The 21,921-nt window shown below is 66.2% G+C and carries 20 protein-coding genes; 8 read left to right on the top strand and 12 right to left on the bottom strand.

Annotation, left to right across the window (positions count from 1 at the left end):
• Nucleotides 1-82 precede the first annotated feature (82 nt).
• The gene (locus LDL32_RS14535) at nt 83-1,405 is read left to right on the top strand and encodes a glycerate kinase (RefSeq protein ID WP_233068077.1); all 1,323 of its coding nucleotides are present in this window, start codon (nt 83-85) and stop codon (nt 1,403-1,405) included.
• Here the strand turns inward: LDL32_RS14535 and LDL32_RS14530 are convergent.
• From LDL32_RS14530 to LDL32_RS14520, 3 genes are all read right to left on the bottom strand, one after another.
• Nucleotides 1,402-1,770, bottom strand: a complete 369-nt coding sequence (locus LDL32_RS14530; protein WP_370636777.1) for a hypothetical protein — start codon at nt 1,768-1,770, stop codon at nt 1,402-1,404. The two genes, LDL32_RS14535 and LDL32_RS14530, sit on opposite strands and share 4 nt — an antisense overlap.
• A 123-nt stretch (nt 1,771-1,893) precedes the next feature.
• Entirely contained in the window at nt 1,894-2,940 is a 1,047-nt protein-coding gene (gene recA, locus LDL32_RS14525) for a recombinase RecA (protein WP_233068072.1), read from the bottom strand.
• A 179-nt stretch (nt 2,941-3,119) separates the two neighbouring features.
• Nucleotides 3,120-4,541: a gamma-glutamyltransferase gene (locus tag LDL32_RS14520; RefSeq protein ID WP_370636776.1), complete on the bottom strand. Its 1,422-nt coding sequence runs from the start codon at nt 4,539-4,541 to the stop codon at nt 3,120-3,122.
• Nucleotides 4,542-4,787: 246 nt separating this feature from the next.
• On the opposite strand from LDL32_RS14520, the gene LDL32_RS14515 reads away from it, so the two are divergent.
• The gene (locus LDL32_RS14515) at nt 4,788-5,570 is read left to right on the top strand and encodes a DsbA family protein (RefSeq protein WP_233068068.1); all 783 of its coding nucleotides are present in this window, start codon (nt 4,788-4,790) and stop codon (nt 5,568-5,570) included.
• A gap of 151 nt (nt 5,571-5,721) precedes the next feature.
• Here the strand turns inward: LDL32_RS14515 and hemA are convergent, their stop codons facing one another.
• The gene (gene hemA / locus LDL32_RS14510) at nt 5,722-7,008 is read right to left on the bottom strand and encodes a 5-aminolevulinate synthase (RefSeq protein WP_233068066.1); all 1,287 of its coding nucleotides are present in this window, start codon (nt 7,006-7,008) and stop codon (nt 5,722-5,724) included.
• 182 nt (nt 7,009-7,190) lie between these two features.
• Complete coding sequence (locus LDL32_RS14505) at nt 7,191-7,655, bottom strand: hypothetical protein (RefSeq protein ID WP_233068064.1); 465 nt, start codon at nt 7,653-7,655, stop codon at nt 7,191-7,193.
• Nucleotides 7,656-7,787: 132 nt separating this feature from the next.
• Between LDL32_RS14505 and LDL32_RS14500 the strand changes: the two genes are divergently transcribed.
• The 3 genes from LDL32_RS14500 to LDL32_RS14490 are packed head-to-tail and all read left to right on the top strand — an operon-like array spanning nt 7,788 to nt 11,998.
• Complete coding sequence (locus tag LDL32_RS14500) at nt 7,788-9,719, top strand: transketolase-like TK C-terminal-containing protein (protein ID WP_233068062.1); 1,932 nt, start codon at nt 7,788-7,790, stop codon at nt 9,717-9,719.
• Nucleotides 9,720-9,752: 33 nt separating this feature from the next.
• Nucleotides 9,753-10,775 (top strand): type I glyceraldehyde-3-phosphate dehydrogenase, encoded by a 1,023-nt coding sequence (gap, locus tag LDL32_RS14495; RefSeq protein ID WP_233068060.1) that lies wholly within the window; start codon nt 9,753-9,755, stop codon nt 10,773-10,775.
• Entirely contained in the window at nt 10,775-11,998 is a 1,224-nt protein-coding gene (locus tag LDL32_RS14490) for a phosphoglycerate kinase (protein ID WP_233068058.1), read from the top strand. Before gap ends, LDL32_RS14490 begins: the two co-directional genes overlap by 1 nt.
• Before the next feature lie 149 nt (nt 11,999-12,147).
• On the opposite strand, the gene ftsY is transcribed toward LDL32_RS14490, so the two are convergent.
• From ftsY to LDL32_RS14470, 4 genes are all read right to left on the bottom strand, one after another.
• Nucleotides 12,148-13,155 (bottom strand): signal recognition particle-docking protein FtsY, encoded by a 1,008-nt coding sequence (ftsY, locus tag LDL32_RS14485; protein ID WP_233068057.1) that lies wholly within the window; start codon nt 13,153-13,155, stop codon nt 12,148-12,150.
• Between the two features lies 1 nt (nt 13,156).
• A complete protein-coding gene (gene mtaB, locus LDL32_RS14480; RefSeq protein ID WP_233068055.1) occupies nt 13,157-14,404 on the bottom strand; it encodes a tRNA (N(6)-L-threonylcarbamoyladenosine(37)-C(2))-methylthiotransferase MtaB in 1,248 nt (415 codons plus the stop codon).
• Nucleotides 14,401-15,225, bottom strand: a complete 825-nt coding sequence (gene dapF / locus LDL32_RS14475) for a diaminopimelate epimerase (protein WP_233068954.1) — start codon at nt 15,223-15,225, stop codon at nt 14,401-14,403. The genes mtaB and dapF overlap by 4 nt, the downstream gene beginning before the upstream one ends.
• Before the next feature lie 74 nt (nt 15,226-15,299).
• On the bottom strand, nt 15,300-15,701 hold the full coding sequence (locus LDL32_RS14470) for a VOC family protein (RefSeq protein ID WP_233068053.1): 402 nt from the start codon (nt 15,699-15,701) through the stop codon (nt 15,300-15,302).
• Nucleotides 15,702-15,791: 90 nt separating this feature from the next.
• Between LDL32_RS14470 and LDL32_RS14465 the strand changes: the two genes are divergently transcribed.
• The 3 genes from LDL32_RS14465 (at nt 15,792) to LDL32_RS14455 (ending at nt 18,931) form a co-directional block, all read left to right on the top strand.
• Nucleotides 15,792-16,436, top strand: a complete 645-nt coding sequence (locus LDL32_RS14465) for a class I SAM-dependent methyltransferase (RefSeq protein ID WP_233068051.1) — start codon at nt 15,792-15,794, stop codon at nt 16,434-16,436.
• 149 nt (nt 16,437-16,585) lie between these two features.
• Nucleotides 16,586-18,472 (top strand): hypothetical protein, encoded by a 1,887-nt coding sequence (locus LDL32_RS14460; protein ID WP_233068049.1) that lies wholly within the window; start codon nt 16,586-16,588, stop codon nt 18,470-18,472.
• Between the two features lie 111 nt (nt 18,473-18,583).
• Complete coding sequence (locus LDL32_RS14455) at nt 18,584-18,931, top strand: hypothetical protein (protein ID WP_233068944.1); 348 nt, start codon at nt 18,584-18,586, stop codon at nt 18,929-18,931.
• A gap of 116 nt (nt 18,932-19,047) precedes the next feature.
• Here the strand turns inward: LDL32_RS14455 and LDL32_RS14450 are convergent, their stop codons facing one another.
• Genes LDL32_RS14450 through LDL32_RS14440 form a run of 3 tightly spaced genes read right to left on the bottom strand, consistent with a single transcriptional unit; the run spans nt 19,048 to nt 21,862 of the window.
• Entirely contained in the window at nt 19,048-19,779 is a 732-nt protein-coding gene (locus LDL32_RS14450) for an ABC transporter ATP-binding protein (RefSeq protein ID WP_233068047.1), read from the bottom strand.
• A complete protein-coding gene (locus LDL32_RS14445) occupies nt 19,776-20,741 on the bottom strand; it encodes an iron ABC transporter permease (protein WP_255673947.1) in 966 nt (321 codons plus the stop codon). Before LDL32_RS14445 ends, LDL32_RS14450 begins: the two co-directional genes overlap by 4 nt.
• Nucleotides 20,742-20,794: 53 nt before the next feature.
• Entirely contained in the window at nt 20,795-21,862 is a 1,068-nt protein-coding gene (locus tag LDL32_RS14440) for an ABC transporter substrate-binding protein (RefSeq protein ID WP_233068044.1), read from the bottom strand.
• Between the last annotated feature and the right edge of the window lie 59 nt (nt 21,863-21,921).

The raw sequence follows: 21,921 nt of genomic DNA, 5'->3' as shown, positions 1-21,921 counted from the left end.
GCATCTCGCGCGTCCACCATACGTTATACCCCGTGATGGCACCCTGCCCCGCCAGTTCACATGACAGGACGCACAGACCCCGATGAATGAGCAGACCCTTTCCCGCCCGGCATCCGCACCGGGTCTGACCACAACGGGCTGGACGGACGGGCGTGCCCGCACGGTGCTGCGCCGCATCCTGGATGCCGCCATTCACAGCGCCATGCCCGAAATGGTGCTGGCCCGTTACCTGCCACCGCCGCCACAGGGCAGATGCGTGGTGGTGGGCGCGGGCAAGGCGGCCGCTTCCATGGCGGCGGCGCTGGAGCAGGCGTGGCCGGACGTTGCCCTTTCGGGCTGCGTGGTCACGCGCGATGGCCACTCGACCCCCACGCGGCGCATCCGCGTGCTGGAGGCCAGCCACCCCGTGCCGGACAGCCGCAGCGAGGCGGCAGGACGCGCCATGATGGCGGCGGTGACCGGACTGGGGCCGGATGACCTGGTCATCGCACTGATTTCCGGTGGTGGCTCGGCGCTGCTGGAACTGCCGAAGCCGGGCCTGGTGCTGGAGGACATCCGTGCTGTCAGCCACGTCCTGCTCCACAGCGGTGCCAGCATACGCGACATGAACGTGGTGCGCCGCCACCTGTCCGCCATCAAGGGCGGTGGCCTTGCGCAGGCGGCAGCCCCCGCGCGCGTGGTCACGCTGGCGATCAGTGATGTGCCGGGGGATGATCCGCTGACCATTGCCAGCGGCCCGACCGTGGCCGACCCGACCACGGCGGCCGATGCCCTGTCGATCCTGCGCCATTACGGCATGACCGTGCCCGATGCGGTGGAAAGGGTGCTCATGCAGCCCCCCACCGACCGCGCGCTTTCCCCCCGCAACCGTTATACCCTCATCTCCACCCCGCTCATGGCGCTGAAGGCGGCGGCGGCCACCGCCCGTGACTGCGGGCTGACGCCCCTGATCCTGGGTGATGCGCTGGAGGGCGAGAGCCGGGACGCAGGCACGCTCATGGCCGGGATCGCCCTGTCCGCCCGCCTGCATGGCCTGCCGGTACCCGCCCCCGCCGTGCTGCTGTCCGGCGGCGAGACAACGGTCACCATCAACCCGGCCGGGCCGCCACCGGGCCGGGGTGGGCGCAATACGGAATTCCTGCTGTCCATGGCCATGGCGTTGCAGGGGCGTGAGGGCATATGGGCCATTGCCGCGGATAGTGATGGCATTGACGGCACGGAGGATGCGGCGGGCGCGCTCATCACCCCGGATACGCTGGCACGTGCCCGCGCGCGGAACCTGGACCCGCGCGCCCACCTGCGTGCGCATGACAGCTACACACTGTTCCAGCGCACGGGGGATCTGGTCATGACCGGCCCCACGCTGACCAACGTGAACGACATCCGTGCCGTGCTGGTACCCTAGTTGGACTGCCCGGCCTTGCGCCCGTAGCTGACCTGCGTATCGGGCACGACAAAATGCTTGCCGTCGTCACTGTCGGACGGGGCATCGTCATCACCGGCCTGATTGGGGTCGTAGCCCGAGGATATCATCTGCATCGCCGCCGCGTCGGGGGGCGTGTGGTAGGCTTCGGTGCCGGCTTCATCCGTAGAGTCGGCGGGTTTGGGCAGGTGACGGGACATCGGCCGCAGCGCATTTTCCGCGCGTGAGGCATTGTGGCCACCAACACGATGGCCCAACGGGCGGGGTGCCTCATCCACATCGGCGGGGTCGTTATTGTCGTCCTGCCCCCCGCTACAGGCCGCAAGGCAGACCAGCAATCCGACCATTGCAAGACGTGGTTTCATTCCGGCAGCCCCTGCCCCTCTGTCCAGTCCCTGCCCCGCCCGCACGGTCCGCGCCGACCAGACGGGGCGACTATCAGCCTGCCTTAACCGGACAGGCCGGGGGGATCAAGACTCGCCACCTTCCTCATCCGGGCCAACCAGCATGGCTTCGGCCACGACACCTGCCTGTTCGCGCACGCGGCGTTCGATATCGGCCGCCATTTCCGGGTGGTCGCGCAGGAACTGCTTGGCGTTCTCGCGCCCCTGCCCGATGCGCTGGCTGTCACATGAGAACCATGCACCCGATTTCTCGACAATGCCGGCCTTGACCCCAAGGTCGATCAGTTCACCGACCTTGCTGATCCCTTCACCATACATGATATCGAATTCGACCTGGCGGAAGGGGGGGGCCATCTTGTTCTTGACCACTTTTACGCGCGTCTGGTTGCCCGTGACCTCGTCCTTGTCCTTGATCGAGCCGATGCGGCGGATGTCCATGCGCACGGAAGCATAGAATTTCAGTGCGTTGCCACCTGTCGTCGTCTCGGGACTGCCGAACATCACACCGATCTTGAGCCGGATCTGGTTAAGGAAGATCAGCATGGTGTTGGAGCGTGAAACGGAACCCGTCAGCTTGCGCAGCGCCTGGCTCATCAGCCGGGCATGCAGGCCGACATGGCTGTCGCCCATGTCGCCCTCCAGTTCGGCGCGCGGCACCAGGGCTGCGACACTGTCGACTACCAGTACGTCGATCGCGCCGGAGCGGACCAGCGTATCGGCAATTTCCAGCGCCTGCTCACCCGCGTCGGGCTGGCTGATCAGCAGGTTGTCCACATCCACGCCCAGCTTGCGCGCATAGCCGGGGTCAAGTGCGTGCTCCGCGTCGATAAAGGCGCAGGTGCCGCCCTTGCGCTGGGCTTCGGCAATGGCGTGGAGTGCCATGGTGGTCTTGCCCGAACTTTCGGGGCCGTAAATCTCGACAATGCGGCCACGCGGCAGGCCGCCAATGCCCAGTGCGATATCAAGGCCAAGGGAGCCGGTGGAGATCACATCCACCTGTTCGCTGGGCCGTTCGCCCATGCGCATGATCGACCCCTTGCCGAACGCGCGCTCGATCTGGCTCAATGCCCCTTCCAGGGCCTTGCTTTTGTCGATACCCGGAGCCTGTGCCATTCCGTGCCTATCCTGGTGCTTGAGGAGATGAAACCGGGCCCGGACAGCCTGCCCGGCCCGACCTGCGCTGGGCAGGCGATGCATCATGCACTGCAATATGGAACAAAACAGGACCACTTACAATGGCCCTGCCCTGCCGCACCGTGCTAATAATGCCCGACCGGCGCAAAAACACCAGCCTAGCGCGGCCCCATGGCCAGACCCGCGCCACGCGGGTCGGTCGCGGCGATGCAGGTCGCACCATCCCCCGGCAGCCCGCGCGGGCATGATATGGCGTTCACACGCCCCTGTGCCGTGACGGGATGCGCGTCAGGCACCTGCCCCGCCAGGATATTGCGCATGGTGATGCCAACGGCAGCAGCGGCATCGTTCTGCCCCGACCCCGCCGCCACGGCACGGAAGGCCCGGCCCTGACTGGCGATGGCCGCCGTATAGAGCGGCTGCGGCAGGCGTGCGGGGGAAGCCCCGAGCACGATGCCCGTGTTGCCCGCCATGCGGCCCGTGCCGAACAGGTTGTCCATGCTCATGCTGCACGCCACGGCCATGCCCGCATGGTCCACCACCGTGAACGAGGTGGACGCGGGCAGCGAAGGCAGGCCGCCTCCGGCTGCGCCACCACCGTTGACGAAGGCCTGCGCACGGGCGGCCAGGCTGTCCGCCGTGCCGCCGGTGGCATTGCCGTTCTGCGCGCGCCATGCCGCGATGGCCGCCTGCGCACGGGTCGAGGCATCGGATGACGCAGCACTACGGAAGGCGACCGCGCTGCCCAGCCCGCCATCGGCGGGCGGCGGCAGGAAGGCGACCTGCGTCTCGCCACTGCTCAGGGTAAGGGGCACCTGCTCCGACGGCACGGCCCCGCGCAGATCCGCCATCTGCAACCCGCCCCCGGCACCCTGGCTGCCCGCGATGAAGGACTGACCCAGTGCACCATTATACAGATCGCCCACGCCCATGCCGCGGATCTGGTCCAGCGCGCCGGACAGGTGGGTCTGCACCAGGGCGTCCCCCTCCGCCAGCGCCTTGCCATCCGAGCGGCTGAAGATGGCGCGGATGCCTGCATCGGCCAGCAGCGGCACCTGCACGGCCGCAAGGTCACCCGCAAGCTGGCGGCTTACGTTGATGCCATTGGCAGCCAGGGCAATCGCGCCGGGCAGCAGTTCGGAAAAGGCAACCGACCCGTACTGCAGATGCATGAGATACAGCCCGCGCGCCATCATGGGCACGGCGGCGGGCCGGTCGGCACGGGGCATGCCGGTGGCCGCCACGGTGCCGGCAACAGGCAGGAACATGAACGCACGGCCACCATTCTGGTCACCCGGCCTGTAGGCCAGGCACGCCCCGCCCGCGCCAAGCGAGGCGCGCGAGGGCAGCGTGACCGAAAGCGCCATGCCCATGGCCGCAGCCGCATCCGCCGCGTTGCCGCCGCGTTGCAGGATGTCACGCCCCACCAGCGTCGCTTCCGGTTCATCGGCGGAAACGGTGCCGACCAGCGCACCGGGCGACGGGCCGAACATGTGTGACACGATCTTCACGGGGGAGTAGTTGTTGAGGGAACACCCCGTAACCGATATGGCCAGAACCGCCGAGAGCGCAGTACGCACGTACCGGCGGGCGACAGGTGTGATCGAATGCTCAGGCACGCACGCTTCTCCAATGGGCAGGTCGGCTTAAATTCATGAACGGCTGGCACACGACCGCGCGACCACCGCAGACCCGTTACGACTTAGCGGCCTTGGGGGCCGTGGGCAACAGGCATGCCACCATGCGGGGCCACCATGGCCCATTCCTTTCCCGTGCCCGATCCGTTACACAAACACCCTATCGCGACATGACAACGGAGCAAACCCGTGACATTCACCTCCCCCCGCCGGTACCGTCCGCGCCTGCTGCACGCCCTGCTGGCCACGGGGGCAGTGATGGCGGCCAGCCCCGGCGCGGGCCACGCCGCCGATACGGCCACGGGCTTCACGCCCGCCCAGCGGCAGGAAATCGTGGAAATCATGCGCAATGCGCTGAAAACCGACCCCACCATCCTGTCCGACGCCATTGCCGCGCTGCGCAGCAACGCCAGCGCGGCCCAGCAGAACGCAGCCCGCACCGCGCTGGAAAGTCACCGCGCCGACCTGCTTGCCCCCGCCGCCAGCGATGCCGTGCTGGGCAACCCGCAGGGGCATGCAACGGTGGTCGAATTCTATGACCCGCGCTGCCCCTACTGCCGCAAGGTACTGCCCGACCTTGACCGCCTTACGCGTGAGGACAGGGATCTGCGCATCGTGGAGAAGGTCATTCCCGTACTGGGCCAGGGCAGCCTGATTACCTCACAGGCACTGGTGGCGGCCTTCGTGCAGGGGGGACAGGCCGCCTATTTCCGCATGCAGGCGGCAGTGATGGGAGATTCCGCCACCCCCACGGTGGAACGCATGCGCACGCTGGCCACCCAGTCGGGCCTGAATGCCGCAACCCTGGCCACGGACATGAATGGCGCGAAAGTCACCGCCATCCTGCAGGCCAACATGGAACTGGCCCGCGCCATCGGGCTGGATGGTACGCCGACCTTCGTCTTCAACGGACGACCTGAAGAAAGCCATCGCCCAGAGCCGCTAGACCACAAGCCCGGGAAAACCGGTTGATGGAAAACCGTTCCGGCCGCCGCCTTTTTCCAGATCAGGGCAGCATTCCCTGCAGCCCGCAGGAAACGGGCTGGCAGAAACGGCCCATACTTCCAGGCCGGACGCACGGCGCGCCCGGCCTTTCATGTTCATGTCGACCTGCCCGGCAGGGTCAGGCCATGGCGGCGACGGGCGGCAGCGTGTCCGTCAGGTTGTTGCGGCGGAGCAGATCACCCAGCGCGGTCACCATGTCATCCATCATCTCGTCGGTATGGTACGGCCCCGGTGTCAGCCGCAGGCGCTCCGTGCCGCGCGGCACGGTGGGGTAGTTGATGGGGGTCGCGTAGATTCCGTAATCGTCGAGCAGCCTGTCGCTCAGTTCCCGGCAGCGCTCGGCATTGCCTACCGGGATCGGCACGATGTGGCTGGGCGTCATGGTAAAGGGCAGCCCCGCCTGGCGCAGCTTGTCGCGGAAGGTGTTCACACGCTCGAACATGCGCTCGCGCCGCCAGCCATCCTTGCGCACCTGCCGCACGCTGGCCAGTGCCGCCGCAACCACCGCAGGCGGCAGCGACGTGGTGAAGATGAAGCCCGAGGCGGACAGGCGCAGGTATTCCACGATGTCGCTTGACGCGGTGATGTAGCCGCCATGCACCCCGAAGCCCTTGGCCAGCGTGCCTTCGATGATGTCCACCTGATCGGCCACGCCATCGCGCTGCGACACGCCACCGCCCTGCGCGCCATACAGGCCCACGGCATGGACTTCATCCAGATAGGTCATGGCGCCGTATTTGCGCGCGAGCGCACAGGTGGCGGCGATGTCGGATATGTCGCCATCCATGGAATACACGCTCTCGAACGCGATCAGCTTGGGTGCATCGGCGGGGGCCGCCGCCAGCTTGGCCTCCAGGTCGGCCAGGTCGTTATGTTCGTAGATGACCGTGCTGGACCCGCGCGCGCCCTTTATCCCCGCGATCATGGAGGCATGGTTCAGCCGGTCGGAGAAGCAGATCCAGCCGGGCATGCTGGACAGGATGGTCTGCAGCGATGCCTGGTTGGACACGTAGCCCGACACGAACAGCAGGCCCGCCTCCTTGCCATGCAGGTCGGCCAGTTCCGCTTCCAGCGCGGTATGGACCGGGCTGGTGCCCGCGATGTTGCGCGTGCCACCTGCACCCGCGCCATGCTCGTGAATGGCCTGGATGGCGGCCTCGACCACGACGGGGTCGACACCCATGCCCAGATAGTCGTTGGAGGACCAGACCACCACGTCACGGTCCCGCGGGCATGCGGGGGTGGCGACGCTTGCCGCCGTCTCGGGCTGTTCATAATGCGGGTAACGCTCGGCCTGGCGGGCCAGCGGGGTAAACTGCCTGTACCGGCCCTGTGCGCGGATATTTTCCAGTGCCGTGCGGCAGAACCGGAAGAACGGATGCCCATTTACATGATGACCGGACACTGCTGCTTTTCTCCATGCACACCCCGGCGGCTGCCTGCGGGGGCTTCATTCACATATGGCCACGAACCGGTACGGCCTGCGGGAACGAAGGGTCCCCCATGCTGCGCGGGCACCGGCTGTCAACAATCGGCCTGCACACCTTTATGACATGACGGGTGCCGCAATTGCAAAACCGCATTCCATTACTCGACATAGATGCAGACCTGCGTTGCATTGTCGTGGGTGACGGTGCGGGCGTCCATTTCGGTCTGCCCGGCCCCCGCGCCAGCATCCATGACCGCCTGCAGCACGGGCCGCCCGCTGGCCTCGACCACCGCGGGCAGGTCCGCGGGCGTGCCGTCCGCCCTGTCGGGCACGCTGACCACGACCGTGAACAGCGCATTGGGCTTGCGCGCCAGCGCATCGGCCACCGCCGCCCGGACCGCCGGGCGCCATTCGCTGTCGGGCGTACTGGCCACGATGGTGACGAGGGCAGGCCCCGTCATGCCCGGCACGGGCGGCGGGGGGGCCAGCGGCAGCCGTGGCGGGTCGCCCGCATGGCGGTTGAAGGTTTTCTGGCTGACCAGCGCGCAGCCGCCCAGCACCGGCAGGCACATGGCGGCGGCAAGAACGGCACGGCGGACAGGGCGGGCACGGGGATGGGACATGGCCTGCTACAGATACAGTATCCACCCTGCCGGGCAAGTAGGGCATGGCTGCAATGTTGCCGCCTCGGGCGTGGCGCAGTAGTACAGACGTGGCGGCTCCAACCGATCCTGCCCCACACATGGACGATGCCGATGCCAGAAGACCAAGCCAGCGCCTCCCTGCCCGATGATGACGTACCCCCGTCGGCACCGGCCATGCCCGCGCGCCTGACAACGGCGATCTCCCATGCCGTGGGCATTCATGAACCCGACCGGCGCTACGCACCGCATGCACGGGTCATGGCCGGTTTCTGCGCGGTATTGTGGAGTCGCTTCCTGCGCTTCGACCCCGCCAGCCCCGAATGGCCGGACCGGGACCGCTTTGTCGTCTCGTCCCCGCGCTACCGCGTGCTGCCCGGCATCATGGCCGAACTGTCCGGGCAGGCCCCGCTGACGCCGCAGGGCGCGCGCGCCGATACCCCGCCACATATGGGTCAGGCCTGCGGCCCCAACGGGCAGGGGCTGGGGGCAGCCATCGGCATGGCGCTGGCGGAACAGAAAATGGCGGCCCGCTTCGGCCGCTCGCTGGTCAATCACCGCATCTGGGCACTGGGGTGCTGGACGGAACTGTCCACCGGTGTCGCGCTGGAAACGGCGGCCCTGGCGGGGGAAATGGAACTGGACCGCGTGACGCTGGTCGTGGGCCTGTGGTCCAGCGAGCGCGAGCAGGTGGACGCCATCCTGCCGCGCTACAGCGCATCGGGCTGGTCCGTGCGCAAGGTGGATGCGGGCAATACCGAGCAGATCGCAGCCGTCATCGCGTCATCCCAGCGCACGCACAAGCCCTGCCTGATCGCGTGCATCGCAACGCCCGAGACAGGCCCCGCCACCCCGTTTGTCGATGACCCGGGCCTGTGGGCAGGTGCCGCGCGGCGGGGGGCCAGCGCACGCCGTTCCTGGCTGCGCAGGCTGCTCAAGGACCGGCAGAAGGCGGATTTCGAACGCATGGCCCGCAACCAGCGCCCGGCCTTCTGGCAACCCGACTGGCAGCGCTCATGGCGGGAGGAAGGGACCATGATCGCCCGTGTCTCCCCCGCTTTCGCCGCCCGGCGGGGCCTCGAGACGCTGCATGAACTCCTGCCCGAACTGATCTGCCTGCGCTCACGCCAGGGCATGCTGGTCGGCCTTCCGGCCAGCCGGCGCGGCGGCACCGAGGGGGATCTGAGCTGCGGCACGCAGGTGCACGGCATGGCCGCCCTGCTCAACGGCATCGCGCTGCATGGCGGGCTGCTGCCCTTTGGCGCCACCACCATCATCGCGGTCGACCGCATGCGCCCTGCCCTGCGTTACGCCGCCATGACCGACCTGCAGGTGATCTACCTGCTGACCGATGACGACATGCTCAGCGGCGACAATGCGGGGGGATGGCGCCCGGTGGAACAGCTGGCCAGCCTGCGTGCCATGCCCAACATGGCGGTCTTCCGTCCCGCTGACCATCGCGAGACCATGGAATGCCTGGAACTTGCCCTTCGCCGCACCACGGGGCCAAGCCTGCTGATGCTGGAATCCGCCCCCACCCTGACCACGCCCGCCCCCGAACGTGAACTGCACGGGCTGACCAATCTGTGCGCGCGGGGCGGCTACGTGCTGGCCGAAGCGGAAGGCCCGCGCCAGGTGACGCTGGTCGCCACGGGGCATGAGGCGATCGTGGCGCTGGCCGCACGCAAACTGTTGAAGGAAGCGGGGGTTGCGGCGGCTGTCGTATCCCTTCCATGCTGGGAACTGTTCGCCGCCCAGAAAATGACGTATCGTGCTGCCGTGCTGGGAACGGCACCCCGCATCGGGATAGAGGCCGCATCGGGGTTTGGATGGGAACGCTGGATTGGCGCAGACGGCGTGTTCGTAGGTATTGACGGGTTTGGCACCGCACCGGAGCAACCCGGCGGCATGGCCGACGTCACACCCGAACGGATCTGCCGCGATGCGATGCGGCTGGTGGCTCCCCCGTCCGACACCATACCTGGTACAGCGGGAGGAAACGGCGTGCCACCTCCCGGAATGGCATCGGTCGATGCCAGTGTGTGAACATGTCTGACCCTTAACGGAGAAAATAAGAAAATGGCTGTTAAAGTCGCAATAAACGGTTTTGGTCGCATTGGTCGCCTCGTGCTGCGTGGCATTATCGAAAGCGGGCGCACGGACGTCGTGCCCGTTGCCATCAATGACCTCGGCAGCGTGGAAGACAACGCACACCTGCTGTCCTATGACAGCGTACATGGCCGGTTCCCCGCCGATGTGGCGGTGAATGGCAACCAGATCACCATCACCGCCAATGGCCGCACCTACGCCCCCATCACCGTCTCGGCCGAAGCCGACCCGACAAAGGTTCCCTTCCAGGGGGTGGATGTGGCGCTGGAGTGCACCGGCCGCTTCACCGACAAGGAAAAGGCCGCCCAGCTCATCAAGGCGGGCGCGCGCAAGGTGATCGTGTCCGCCCCGGCATCGGGCGTGGATGCCACCATCGTGTTCGGCGTGAACCAGGACGTGCTGACCCCGGACATGACCGTCATCTCCAACGCCTCGTGCACCACCAACTGCCTGGCCCCCGTGGCCAAGGTGCTGGATGATGCTTTCGGCATCGAATGCGGCTACATGGTCACCATCCATTCGTACACCGGCGACCAGCGCACGGTGGACACGCTGCACAAGGACCTGCGCCGCGCACGCGGGGCGGCGCTGAACATGATCCCGACCTCCACCGGCGCGGCGCGCGCCGTGGGCCTGGTGCTGCCGCACCTCAAGGGCAAGCTGGATGGCACCGCGATCCGCGTGCCGACCCCCAATGTCTCACTGGTCTCGCTGGACTTCGTGCCCAGGACGGCCCCGGCTTCCGTCGAGGCCGTGAACGAAGCCGTGCTGAAGGCGTCCGAATCCGGACCGCTCAAGGGTATCCTTGCCTACAACACCGCCCCCCTGGTCAGCACGGATTTCAACCACTCGATCGCGTCCTCCACGTTCGATGCCACCCAGACGGCGGTGATCGATGGCGGCAGGCTGGTGCGCATCTGCAGCTGGTACGACAATGAATGGGGCTTTTCCAACCGCATGGCCGACACGGCCGCCGTATTCGGGGCACTGTAATGGCCGCCACATCATTCAAGACACTGGACAGCCTTGATGCCGCTGGCAGGAAGGTTCTCCTGCGCGCGGACCTGAACGTTCCGGTGCGCAACCGCCAGATCACCGATGCCACCCGCATCATGCGCCTGCTGCCCACCATACAGGAACTGGCGCAGAAGGGTGCGAAGGTGATCGTGGTCAGCCACTTCGACCGCCCGAAGGGCCAGCGCGTGCCCGACATGTCGCTCGGCCCCATTGCCGATGCGCTGGGGGATGCGCTGGGCCGCCCGGTCACCTTTGTCGATGACTGTATCGGCCCGAAGGTGCAGCAGGCGGTGGACGCCATGCAGGACGGCGATGTGGTGGTACTGGAAAATACCCGCTTCTACCCCGGTGAGGAACAGAACGACCCCGCACTGGCCAAGGAATTCGCATCCCTGGCCGACTACTACGTGAATGATGCGTTCTCGGCCGCGCACCGCGCCCATGCCTCGACCGAGGGGGTGGCCCGCCTGCTGCCTTCCTTCGCCGGGCGGCTGATGGAGACGGAGCTCAACGCGCTCAACATCGCGCTGGAAAACCCAGCCCGCCCGGTGGGCGCCATTGTGGGGGGGGCCAAGATCTCCACCAAGCTCGACCTGATCGGCAACCTGCTTGAGAAAGTGGACATGCTGATCATCGGTGGCGCCATGGCCAACACCTTCCTTGCGGCACAGGGCGTGAATGTCGGCCGGTCGCTGCAGGAAGCGGACATGCACGACACCGCGCGCACCATCATGGCCAAGGCGAAGGACAAGGGCTGCGAGATCGTGCTGCCGGTCGATGCCGTGACCGCGACCGACTTCCAGGCCAATGTGCCGACCAAGACCGTGGCGGTCAGCGCCATCCCGGCCGATGCGATGGTGCTGGATGTGGGGCCGGAGACGGTCATGCTGATCAACCAGAAGATCGCCACCCTGAAAACACTGGTCTGGAACGGCCCGCTGGGCGCGTTCGAGATCACGCCGTTCGATGCCGCGACCAATGCGGTGGCGCACGAAGTGGCGAAACTGACCGATGCAGGCGCGCTGAAAAGCATCGCCGGCGGGGGGGATACGGTCTCCGCCCTGCGTCATGCGGGGGTGGAGAAACATATCTCCTACATCTCCAGCGCGGGCGGTGCCTTCCTGGAATGGCTGGAAGGCAAGACCCTGCCGGGCATCATGGCGCTGGAAAGCATATTCGACCGCGCCATGCCGATCTGAAGAAAGGTCATAAAAGTTTTTGGGTGCCGCCTTTTTTCAAAAAGGCGGCGTTCCCCTGAGGCTTTTGAAAAAAGTTTCACTAAAAAAGGGACCATTCCACGGGATGGTCCCTTTTTTTATGCCTGAACGGTCGTGCGGGGGCAGCCCTGCTATTGCGGGTGTTCCTCCCCGGCCCGGGATGCTTCACCCCCCTCCGCCTGTCCTTCAGCAGGTATGTCCTCCCGCTCGATGACCTTGATCGAATCACCAACCAGTCCCTTCGCAAAGGCCTCGGCGGAGAAGGGCCGCAGGTCCTCCGCCTGTTCGCCCACACCCACCAGATGCACCGGCAGGCCGAACGCATCGGCCAGCGCCACCACGATCCCGCCACGGGCCGAACCGTCCAGCTTGGTCACGACCAGTCCGGTCACGTTGACCAGTTCCCTGAACACCCGCACCTGCTCCACCGCGTTCTGCCCGGTAGTGGCGTCCAGCACCAGCAGCACGGAATGGGGGGCTGTTTCGTCAAACTTGCGCATGACGCGGATGATCTTGGCCAGTTCCTCCATCAGCGCGCTCTTGTTGTGCAGGCGGCCTGCCGTATCGACCAGCAGCAGGTCGGCCTTTTCCGCCGTGGCGCGCTTGAGGGCCTCGAACGCCAGGCCCGCCGCATCGGCATTGGGCTTGCCCGCAATGACCGGCGCGCCCGTGCGCTCGCCCCACACCTGCAACTGCTCGACAGCGGCGGCGCGGAAGGTATCACCCGCCACCATCATCACCTTCTTGCCCTGCTCGCCATAGAAGCGGGCCATCTTGCCGATGGTGGTGGTCTTGCCCGTGCCATTCACGCCCACAACCAGCACGACATGCGGCTTGCGCTCCGGGTCGGGCTCGAACGGGATGGCGACGGGCTGGAGGATGGTGGCGATTTCTTCCGCCAGGGCCTGACGGACTTCCTCGTCGGTCACTTCCTTGCCGAATTTGGCGCGGCGGAAGGAGTCGATCACCTTTTCCGCCACACTGGGGCCAAGATCGGCGGAGATCAGCAGGTCCTCCAGTTCCTCCAGCGCCTCGTCATCCAGCTTGCGCCGGGTGAAGACGGCGGTAATGCCACCGCTGAGTTTCTGGGTGGAGCGCGACAGCCCCGCCTTGAGCCGTGAGAAGAAACCAAGAGCCATATCAGAGAATTTCCGCAACCAGTCCGTTATCGTCAACCGCCACCGGCCGCACCGTTTCGATGCGCCCGGCCACGGACACCGCGCCATCCGCCAGCCTGACGGGGGCAAATTCCTCGCTATGACCCGCCGTGTCCGTTTCCATCAGCACGCGCAGGGAACGCCCCAGCAGGCGTGTATGAAAATCACGCGCGGCCTGCGCCCCCGCTTCGCGCAGACGGGCCGCGCGTGCCCTGCGTGCGGGAATCGCAATGGCGGGCATGCGGGCCGCCGGCGTGCCCGGGCGTTCACTATAGGGGAAGACATGCAGGTAGGGCAGCGCATTGGCACGTACAAAATCGAGTGTCTGTTCAAACAGGTCCTCGTCCTCGGTCGGGAAACCGGCGATGATGTCCGCCCCGATGCCGATATCGGGCCGCAATGCCCGCGCCCGCGCCACCACGCCTGCCGCATCCGCTGTCAGGTGGCGGCGCTTCATGCGCTTGAGGATGATGTCACTCCCCGCCTGCAGCGACAGATGCAGGTAGGGCATGAAGCGCGGCTCGTTTTCCAGCAGCTTCCATATGTCCGCGTCAATTTCCACCGGATCGACCGAGGACAGGCGCAGCCGCTCCAGTTCCGGCACCAGGGCCAGCAGCCTGCGGCACAACTGCCCCAGCAGGGGCCTGCCCGGCAGGTCATGCCCCCATGAGGTGATGTCCACCCCCGTCAGCACCACTTCGCGGTAGCCCGAGTGCACAAGGGCGCGCACCTGCTCCACCACGGCCCCCACCGGCACCGAGCGGGACGGCCCGCGCCCGAAGGGAATGATGCAGAAGGTGCAGCGGTGGTCACAGCCCTGCTGCACCTCCACGAACGCACGGGTGCGGCCGGCAAATTCGGTCACCAGATGCGGCGCCGTCTCGCGCGCCGCCATGATGTCGGACACGGCGTTGCCCTGCCCCAGCGCCATTTCACTCCAGCTTGCGGCATCCAGCTTTTCCCGGTTGCCCAGCACGCGGGTCACGCCGGGCAGGGCCGCCCAGCGGTCGGGGTCGATCTGGGCGGCGCAACCGGTCACCACGATGCGCGCATCGGGTCGCGCGCGGTGCGCGCGGCGCACGGCCTGCCGGGCCTGCCGCTCGGCCTCGCCCGTGACCGCGCAGGTATTCACGATCACCACATTGTCCAGCGCGGCTGCGTGGTTGCGCATCACCTCGCTCTCATACGTGTTGAGGCGGCAGCCGAAGGTCAGGATTTCGGGCTTCTTCATCGGGGATAGTCTTCGGGGCTGAACGTGCCGGTGAAACTGGTTGTCGCGGGGCCGGTCATCAGCACATGCCCGTCGCTTTCGCGCCATGTGATGGTCAGTTCGCCGCCATCCATCATCACGGTGCAGGTCCGCTCCACCAGTCCGCGCCGCACGGCGTTGACCACGGCGGCGCACGCGCCCGACCCGCAGGCCCGCGTCAGGCCGCTGCCGCGTTCCCATACCCGCAGCCGCATGGCGTCGTGCCCCGTGACATGGGCGAAACCGATATTGGCACGTTCGGGAAACAGCGGATGGCGTTCCAGTTCCGGCCCGGCCACGCACGGGTCCATGGCATCGGCCCCGGACAGGAAAAAGGTCGCATGCGGGTTGCCCATGGACACCGCCGCCGGATCACCGGCAATGGGCAGGCGCAGCGTATCCATTGCTTCCGCCAGCGGCACATCCGCCCATCCCTGCGCGGGCGTGCCCATGTCCACCGTCACCAGGCCGGGGCGGATGATGGTGGCCTGCAGCACGCCCGCGCGCGTCTGCAGGCCGATATCCGACCGCCCCGTCTCCCGTGCCAGCAGGTCGGCAACACAGCGCGAGGCATTGCCGCACGCACCCGATTCCGACCCGTCGGCGTTGAAGAAGCGCACGAACACGTCCGCCCCTTCGGCACAGGCGGGGCGCAGCGTCACGAACTGGTCACAGCCAATGCCCGTATGCCGGTCGCACAGCGCGGCAATGCGCGCGGGTGTAAGGTCATGGCGGTGGACGCGCTCATCCACCACCACGAAATCATTGCCCAGCCCGTGCATCTTGAGAAAACCGGTCATCATCCGTCCTGTCATAAGGCCACCGCGCGCCCATGTGCCAGCGGGATGGCACCGCGCGCGCGCGCTTGCAAGTCCGATCAGGCAAAACGCCCCGGCCTGCCGCGCTGCAGGACCTCGATCCTGTAGCCATCGGGGTCGGAAATGAAGAAGAACCGGCCCACGAACCGCTCGCCACACGACATGTCCTTCACCGCCAGCGGTGACAGGCCGGCCGCCGCAAGGCGGGCATGTTCCGCATCCACATCCGCCACCGACACCGCAAGATGGCCATACCCGTCACCCAGGTCATAGGGCGTGGTCCGGTCATGGTTTACGGTCAGTTCCAGCTCGAAGCCCTGTTCGTCATTCGAAAGGTAGATAAGGGTAAAGGTGTCAAAAACAAGCCGGTCGGCCACTTTCAGGCCAAAGGCGGTTTCATAGAATGCAAGGCTTGCCGCCTCATCACGCACGCGGATCATTGAATGGATCATGCGGGCCATCTGTTTTTTCTCCTGTCACACATGCCCGGGCGCATGATAATACGCCCACCACATCGGGCTCTGGTTACATCTGTACTGTCTGGCACATCCATGAATGACCTGCACGGGTTCCACCCGCAATCCTTCACCGCGGCTTCCCCGCAATCCGATACGGTATTCTATTCCCGCCGTCCCGCCGGCCCCATGCTGGACCAGGGCGCGCAGATGGCCATCACCGCGCTGTACCGCACGCTCCTGCCAGAAGGGGGGGCCATCCTTGACCTCATGGCGGGACCGGACAGCCACCTGCCGCCCGACATGGAATTCGACAGCGTGATCGGCATCGACGTGAACGCCACGGCGCTGGACGGCAATCCGCGCCTGACCGACCGCGTGGTGGAAGACCTGAACGAAACCCCCGACCTGCCACTGGCCGATGAAAGCATGGACGCGGCACTGCTGTGCGATGTCGTGCCCTACCTGCGCCAGCCAGTCCGGATGTTTCGTGAAATTGCACGCGTGCTGCAACCCGGCGGGCTTGTCATCATTACATTCGGTACCCGCTTCATCCCGCACAAGGCCACCGCCCTGTGGCAGGCGCTGGACGGGGCGGACCGCCCGCGCATGCTGGAGGTGCTGCTGGCGCGCGCGGGATTCGGGCCGGTAGACAATGGCACCGTCACCCCCGCGCCGGAGGACCTGTTCTGGAAGGATGCCGTGCACGCGATGACGGCCCGCCGCCCGGACATCGTCTGACACCGCCCCCGGATCGCTTCGGGCAGGCATGATGCAGGCTGGCGCCCGTCGATCCGCCCGTTCTCAAAAGAAATTATTATTTACTGTTTATCCGGAAATGTTTTGACATATATAGTCTGAAACCTGAATTTGGGGCCCTCTGACCTTATATGCGGATTCCGTATTTCTCCATAAATCGGCGTGCCCGTCTTACGGGCATGCTGATGGTATGCTCGTTCCTGGCGCCTGTCTGTGCCGCGTGGGCCGATGATGATCCCGAATCGCTGGATATCATGGAACGCCAGATGGAACACCTGCAACAGCAGCAGATGGCGCTCCAGAACGATCTCATGGCCATGCGCCAGCAGATCGCCCGCCACCGCGCCCAGGCCGGGGGCAGCGGCACGGCTGCGGGCCATTCGCTGCAGGTCACCGGCTCCGGCGGGCATGTACGCGGCGGCTGGGTACCCAGCGAAGGCCATGGCCCCACCACACACATGGCATCCGGCACGGAAGAGGAAACGCGCGGGCGCGCGCCGCATATCGGCGGGCCGTCCGCCACATTCGAACCGGTTGACACGCCAACCCTGGAAACCGTCGTGGCCCACCGGGAGGAAGACCTGATCTCCCACATGGCCAACAACAATGTCGGCCCCCACAACCGTGAGACGGTGGGCGCGCAGTCCGCTGGCGCGCTGGGCAGCAAGGTCTTCCACCTTGGCCCGGTCTCCATCATCCTCGGCGGGTTCTTCGATGCGGCGGCGCTGGTGGAGAACCGGCAGGTTTCCTCGGGCATATTCAACTACTGGAATGCCATCCCCTTCCGTAACAGTTCCAACTTCCACACCACCAACTTCAATGGCGATGCGCGGTATTCGCGCTTCTCGCTCATGGCGCGGGGGCAGCTCAACCCGCATCTGACCGTGGCGGGTTTTGTGGAAACCGATTTTGGTGCCAGTGCCGAAACCACCAATCCGTATGAAAGCAATTCCTACGTGCCGCGCCTGCGGCAGGCCTACCTGACACTGGATGATTCACGCGCGAACATGCATTTCCTGATCGGGCAGGCATGGACCATGCTGACACCGGACCGCGTGGGCATCGTGCCGCGACAGGAAAGCCTGCCCGAAACCATCGAATCCTCCATCCTGGCGGGCCAGACCTGGTCGCGGCAGTGGCAGGTGCGCGTGGTCAAGGACTTCCTCCAGCACCGGCTGTGGACGGGTCTTTCGATCGAGAACCCGGCCACCATCTATGATACCACCGGCTTTGGCGACGACATTGGCAACGGCCAGTACGCCCTGCCCCATGGCGGCTATGCCAAGCTCGGTTCCGACGGCGTGGGGCTGAGCAGCGCCAGCACCAACTATTCCAACGAAATCGCGCCCGACGTGATCGGCAAGCTGGCGTGGGACCCCCACTGGGGCCATTACGAAGTGGAAGGCGTGGTCCATTTCCCGCACGACCGCTCGGTCATAAACGGCGTGGGCGAGAACCATACCGCCATTGCCTGGGGTGTGGGCGGGTCGATGATCCTGCCTGTCATCCCGCACCGGCTGGAAGTCCGGCTGGCGGGGCTGACGGGGCGCGGCATCGGCCGCTACGGCTCCGTGCTGCTGCCCGATGCGACCCTGAACGCCAATGGCGCGCCTGCGCTGCTGTCCTCCGCGCAGACGACTGCGGGCGTGATCGCGCATCCGAACAAGGTGCTCGACGTGTATGGCTATTTCGGCATGCAGCGTTCGGGCCGCAGCTACTTCAGCGAGGATGGGCAGGCTTACGGCTATGGCAACCCCATGGCCGACAATACCGGCTGCATGACGGAGGGCTCCGACCTCAACACGGCGGCCCTTGGTGGCTGCACGGCCAATATCCGTTCGGTGGAGGAGTTTACCATCGGTGCGTGGTACCGCTTCATCCATGGCCAGTACGGCACCGTGCAGGCAGGCACGCAGCTGGCCTATTCACGCGTGCATACATGGGGTGGCATGGGCGGCGCGCCCACGACCAGCCTGAGCGAGATCTTCTTCGATTTCCGTTACCTGCCTTTCCAGTAAGGGTACCATGCCGGCCTGATATTGCGTCCGGCATGGAAAAGGAGGATGGTGGCCCCGCTATCGGGAACGAGGGAAGGGCCTGCGCACATGTCAATCGGGTTGCGGCGGTGGATGCTATGGGGATGGTTGTGCGTGAGTCTTGTGCCCACTGCGGCGCTGGCTGAAGGCGGCCACGCGGACGCGGGCAACGAAGACCCCGGCGAAGCCTCGCAGCGTCATGCCTCCATGCACCAGCTTTCCAAGAAGCCGCCCCTGCCCCGGCTGCACATGGACTATAGCCAGTACCGCTACATTCCGCAGGGCGACAAGGTAAAGGAACAGCCGGACGTGAACCGCCTGCTGTTCTGGACGCCTACGGGGGAGCCGGACGGCTATGCCGAAAAGCGCGGCACGGCCATCCTGTATTATGACCGCACGGGCAAGGCCGTGCGGGTCGATACCAATCCCTATAATCGCTGACTTGCCGTTTTGAAATAACAGGCATTTCCGGGTACCGCCTTTTCCCAAAAAGGCGGCGTCCTTCCGAGGCTTTTTGAAAAAAGCCTTACCTGAACCCCGCTCTCCCCTAACGCAGTTCAGCCCGAGGCATAAAGGCGCGCCAGCATGGCTTGATCCAGCAGGTCGGCTGCAACACCATCGGCCATCAGGCGGCCGTGGCGCAGCAGCAGCGCACGGTCAAACACGCAGGCCGCCTGAATCGGGTCATGCGTGGTGGCGATGATGGCATGCCCCTGCCCCGCCAGCCTGCGCAGCAGGGCATACAGCCGCTGCTTCTGCCCGTAATCCAGCCCGGTTTCCGGCTCATCCAGCACCAGCATGGCCGCCCCCTGCGCCAGCGCGCGCGCCAGCAGCACGGCCTGCCGCTCGCCGCCCGAAAGGTCGGTATAGGCGCGGTCCGCCAGATGGGTGATGGCCAGTTCACCCAGCGCATGAGCTACCGCATCACGGTCAGCATCACGCAGGCGCGGGGCGAACGGTGTTTCCGCCAGCCGCCCCATACCCACGATGTCGCGCACGCTGTAGGGAAACAGCGGCACATGTCCCTGCGGCACATAGGCAATGCGGCGCGCGATCTCACGCCGTGACCAGGCCGCCATCGGCCGTCCCTCCAGCCAGACCTGCCCGCCATCGGGCCGTGCAAGGCCCAGCAGCAGGCGCAGGAGCGTGGTCTTGCCCGCACCATTGGGCCCAAGCAGGGCCACCAGTTCGCCCCGCCTTATGGAAAACGAGAGATCATGCAGCACGCCACGCCTGCCACGGTGAAAGCCCGCATGGTCCATGTGCAGCAGGACATCGGCCCCGCTCATGCCCGCCACCCCCGCCGCAGCAGCGGCAGCACGGATATGAACACCACGACCCCCAGCAGGTCGGCAATCAGGCCCACGGGTATCTCCTCGGCAGACAGGGTGCGCGCCAGGTCATCACAGGACAGCAGGAACATCGCGCCAAGACACGCGCTAACCGGCAGCACCCGCATGTTGCACGGCCCCACCAGCAGACGCGCCACATGCGGCACCACCAGGCCAACCCAGCCAATCATGCCCGCCACCGATACGGTCAGCGCCGCCAGCACCGTGGCCGCACCGATCACCCCGTAGCGCAGGGCCACGACCGGAATGCCCAGCGTGCGCGCTTCCTCATCCCCCATGGCCAGCCCATCCAGCATACGGCCGCAGGCGGAAAGCAGCACGATCCCCGCCACCACCGGCCCGGCCAGCACGCCCAGCGCCCCCGGCGTGACCTGCGTCAGGCTGCCCAGCAGCCAGAATACGATGTCGGGCAACTGGTTCTGCGGGTCCGCCACATATTTGAGCAGTGACAGCAGCGCCGTGAACAGCGCCGAACTGATCAGCCCGCCAAAGACCAGCATCATCATGGATGTGGCGTCAAACACCTGCGCAATGCCAACCCCGAACCCCACGGCAGCCAGACCGCCAAGAAAGGACAGCCCGGCCACGCCCCCATGCCCCAGATTCCAGACAATGCCCAGCGCCGCCCCGGTACCCGCCCCCGCCAGCACCCCCAGCAGACCGGGAGAGACGAGCGGGTTGCGGAACACGGCCTGATACGCAGCCCCCGCCACCGACAGCGCGGCCCCCACGCACACCGCCCCGCCAATACGCGGCAGGCGCGCGCCAAACACGATGGTATGCACCATGTCGGCACGCCCGCCGGTGGCATGCCGCACCATGCCTGCCGCCGCCAGCAGCGTGTGCAGTACCTGCCCCACGGGCAGCGGGAACCGCCCGACGCAGGCCGACACCACCATCAGCACAAGCAGCCCGCCACTGCACAGCCCCGTCACAAGCAGCGCGCGCAGGCTCACGGGTGCTGACCATCCGGTGCCTGCGGAAGGGGTTGTGGTGGTCCGGCCGCAAGGATCTGCCGCGCCTGTGCCGTGCCCAGGTCATAATGAAACCAGTTACGGTAGAATTCCTGTGTCATGGCAACCGGATCCACATCGCCAAACAGGTCGGGATGCAGGATCTTCGCTGCCCAGCGGATCTGGAGCGGCAGTTCACTGCCGTACCGGTCCCATGGGAAGACACCGGCGGGGTTCTGGTGCACCTGCCCCGCGCGTACTGCCCGCAACTGCCGCCATGTAGCGTCCGCCGCCGTGTCCAGTGCGCCGCAATCGGGGCCGAGGATGATGACATCCGGGTCCCATGCCACCACCTGCTCGATGGAGACGGGCTTCATGTTCCCGCTTATGCCCTGCGCCGCGTTGCGGCCACCGGCAAGCGTGATCCATTCATCGACAATGCTGTCCGTCCCGTCCACCCGCAGCGGATGGAGCGACTGCACATGCAGCACGCGCGGCCTTGCCGCTGCCGTGACATGCGTCAGGCGGTCGCGCACGTCATCGACCGTCTGCGTCATCATCTGACGGTAACGTGTGGCCGTGTCGTGCGCCTGCGGCGTGCCCAGTGCCGTCGCGGTCATGTCCACCACCCGCAGCAGCCCCGCCACATCGCGGAAGGATGCCACAAGCGTCGGCACCCCCACCCCCCGGAAGGCCGCGATGGTGGCCGTGGCATCGGGCACGAATACAAGATCCACATGGTCACGCAGCAGGGATTCCGCATTGACCTGCGGGCCGTTGACGGCACGCGCCTGGAACAGCGCGGGAAAGACGGTGTACATCCACGGCCGCGCCTGCGGGCGGTCAACGGTCATGACGATCTGCCGTGCGCCACCCAGCATGAGCACCAGTTCATTATGGGCAAACCACAGGTCGGCAATCCGTGCCGGCTGGTCCGGCACGGACTGGGCCGTGCCCGCCATGTCGGTCACGTCACGCGCCATGGCGGGATGGCGGGCGGACAGGCCGGCCGCCATGACACAGGCCAGCGCCCCGATCCCCACACGCCCCACAACCCTGTTCACCATGCTGCCCCCATATGGTCCATATTATATCGTGTCAGATATATACATGAACCACGGGGGCG

Source organism: Komagataeibacter sp. FNDCF1, assembly GCF_021295335.1.
GTDB lineage: Bacteria > Pseudomonadota > Alphaproteobacteria > Acetobacterales > Acetobacteraceae > Komagataeibacter.
The sequence above is the reverse complement of the archived record's forward strand: the minus strand, read 5'-3'. Positions and strand labels throughout refer to the sequence as shown.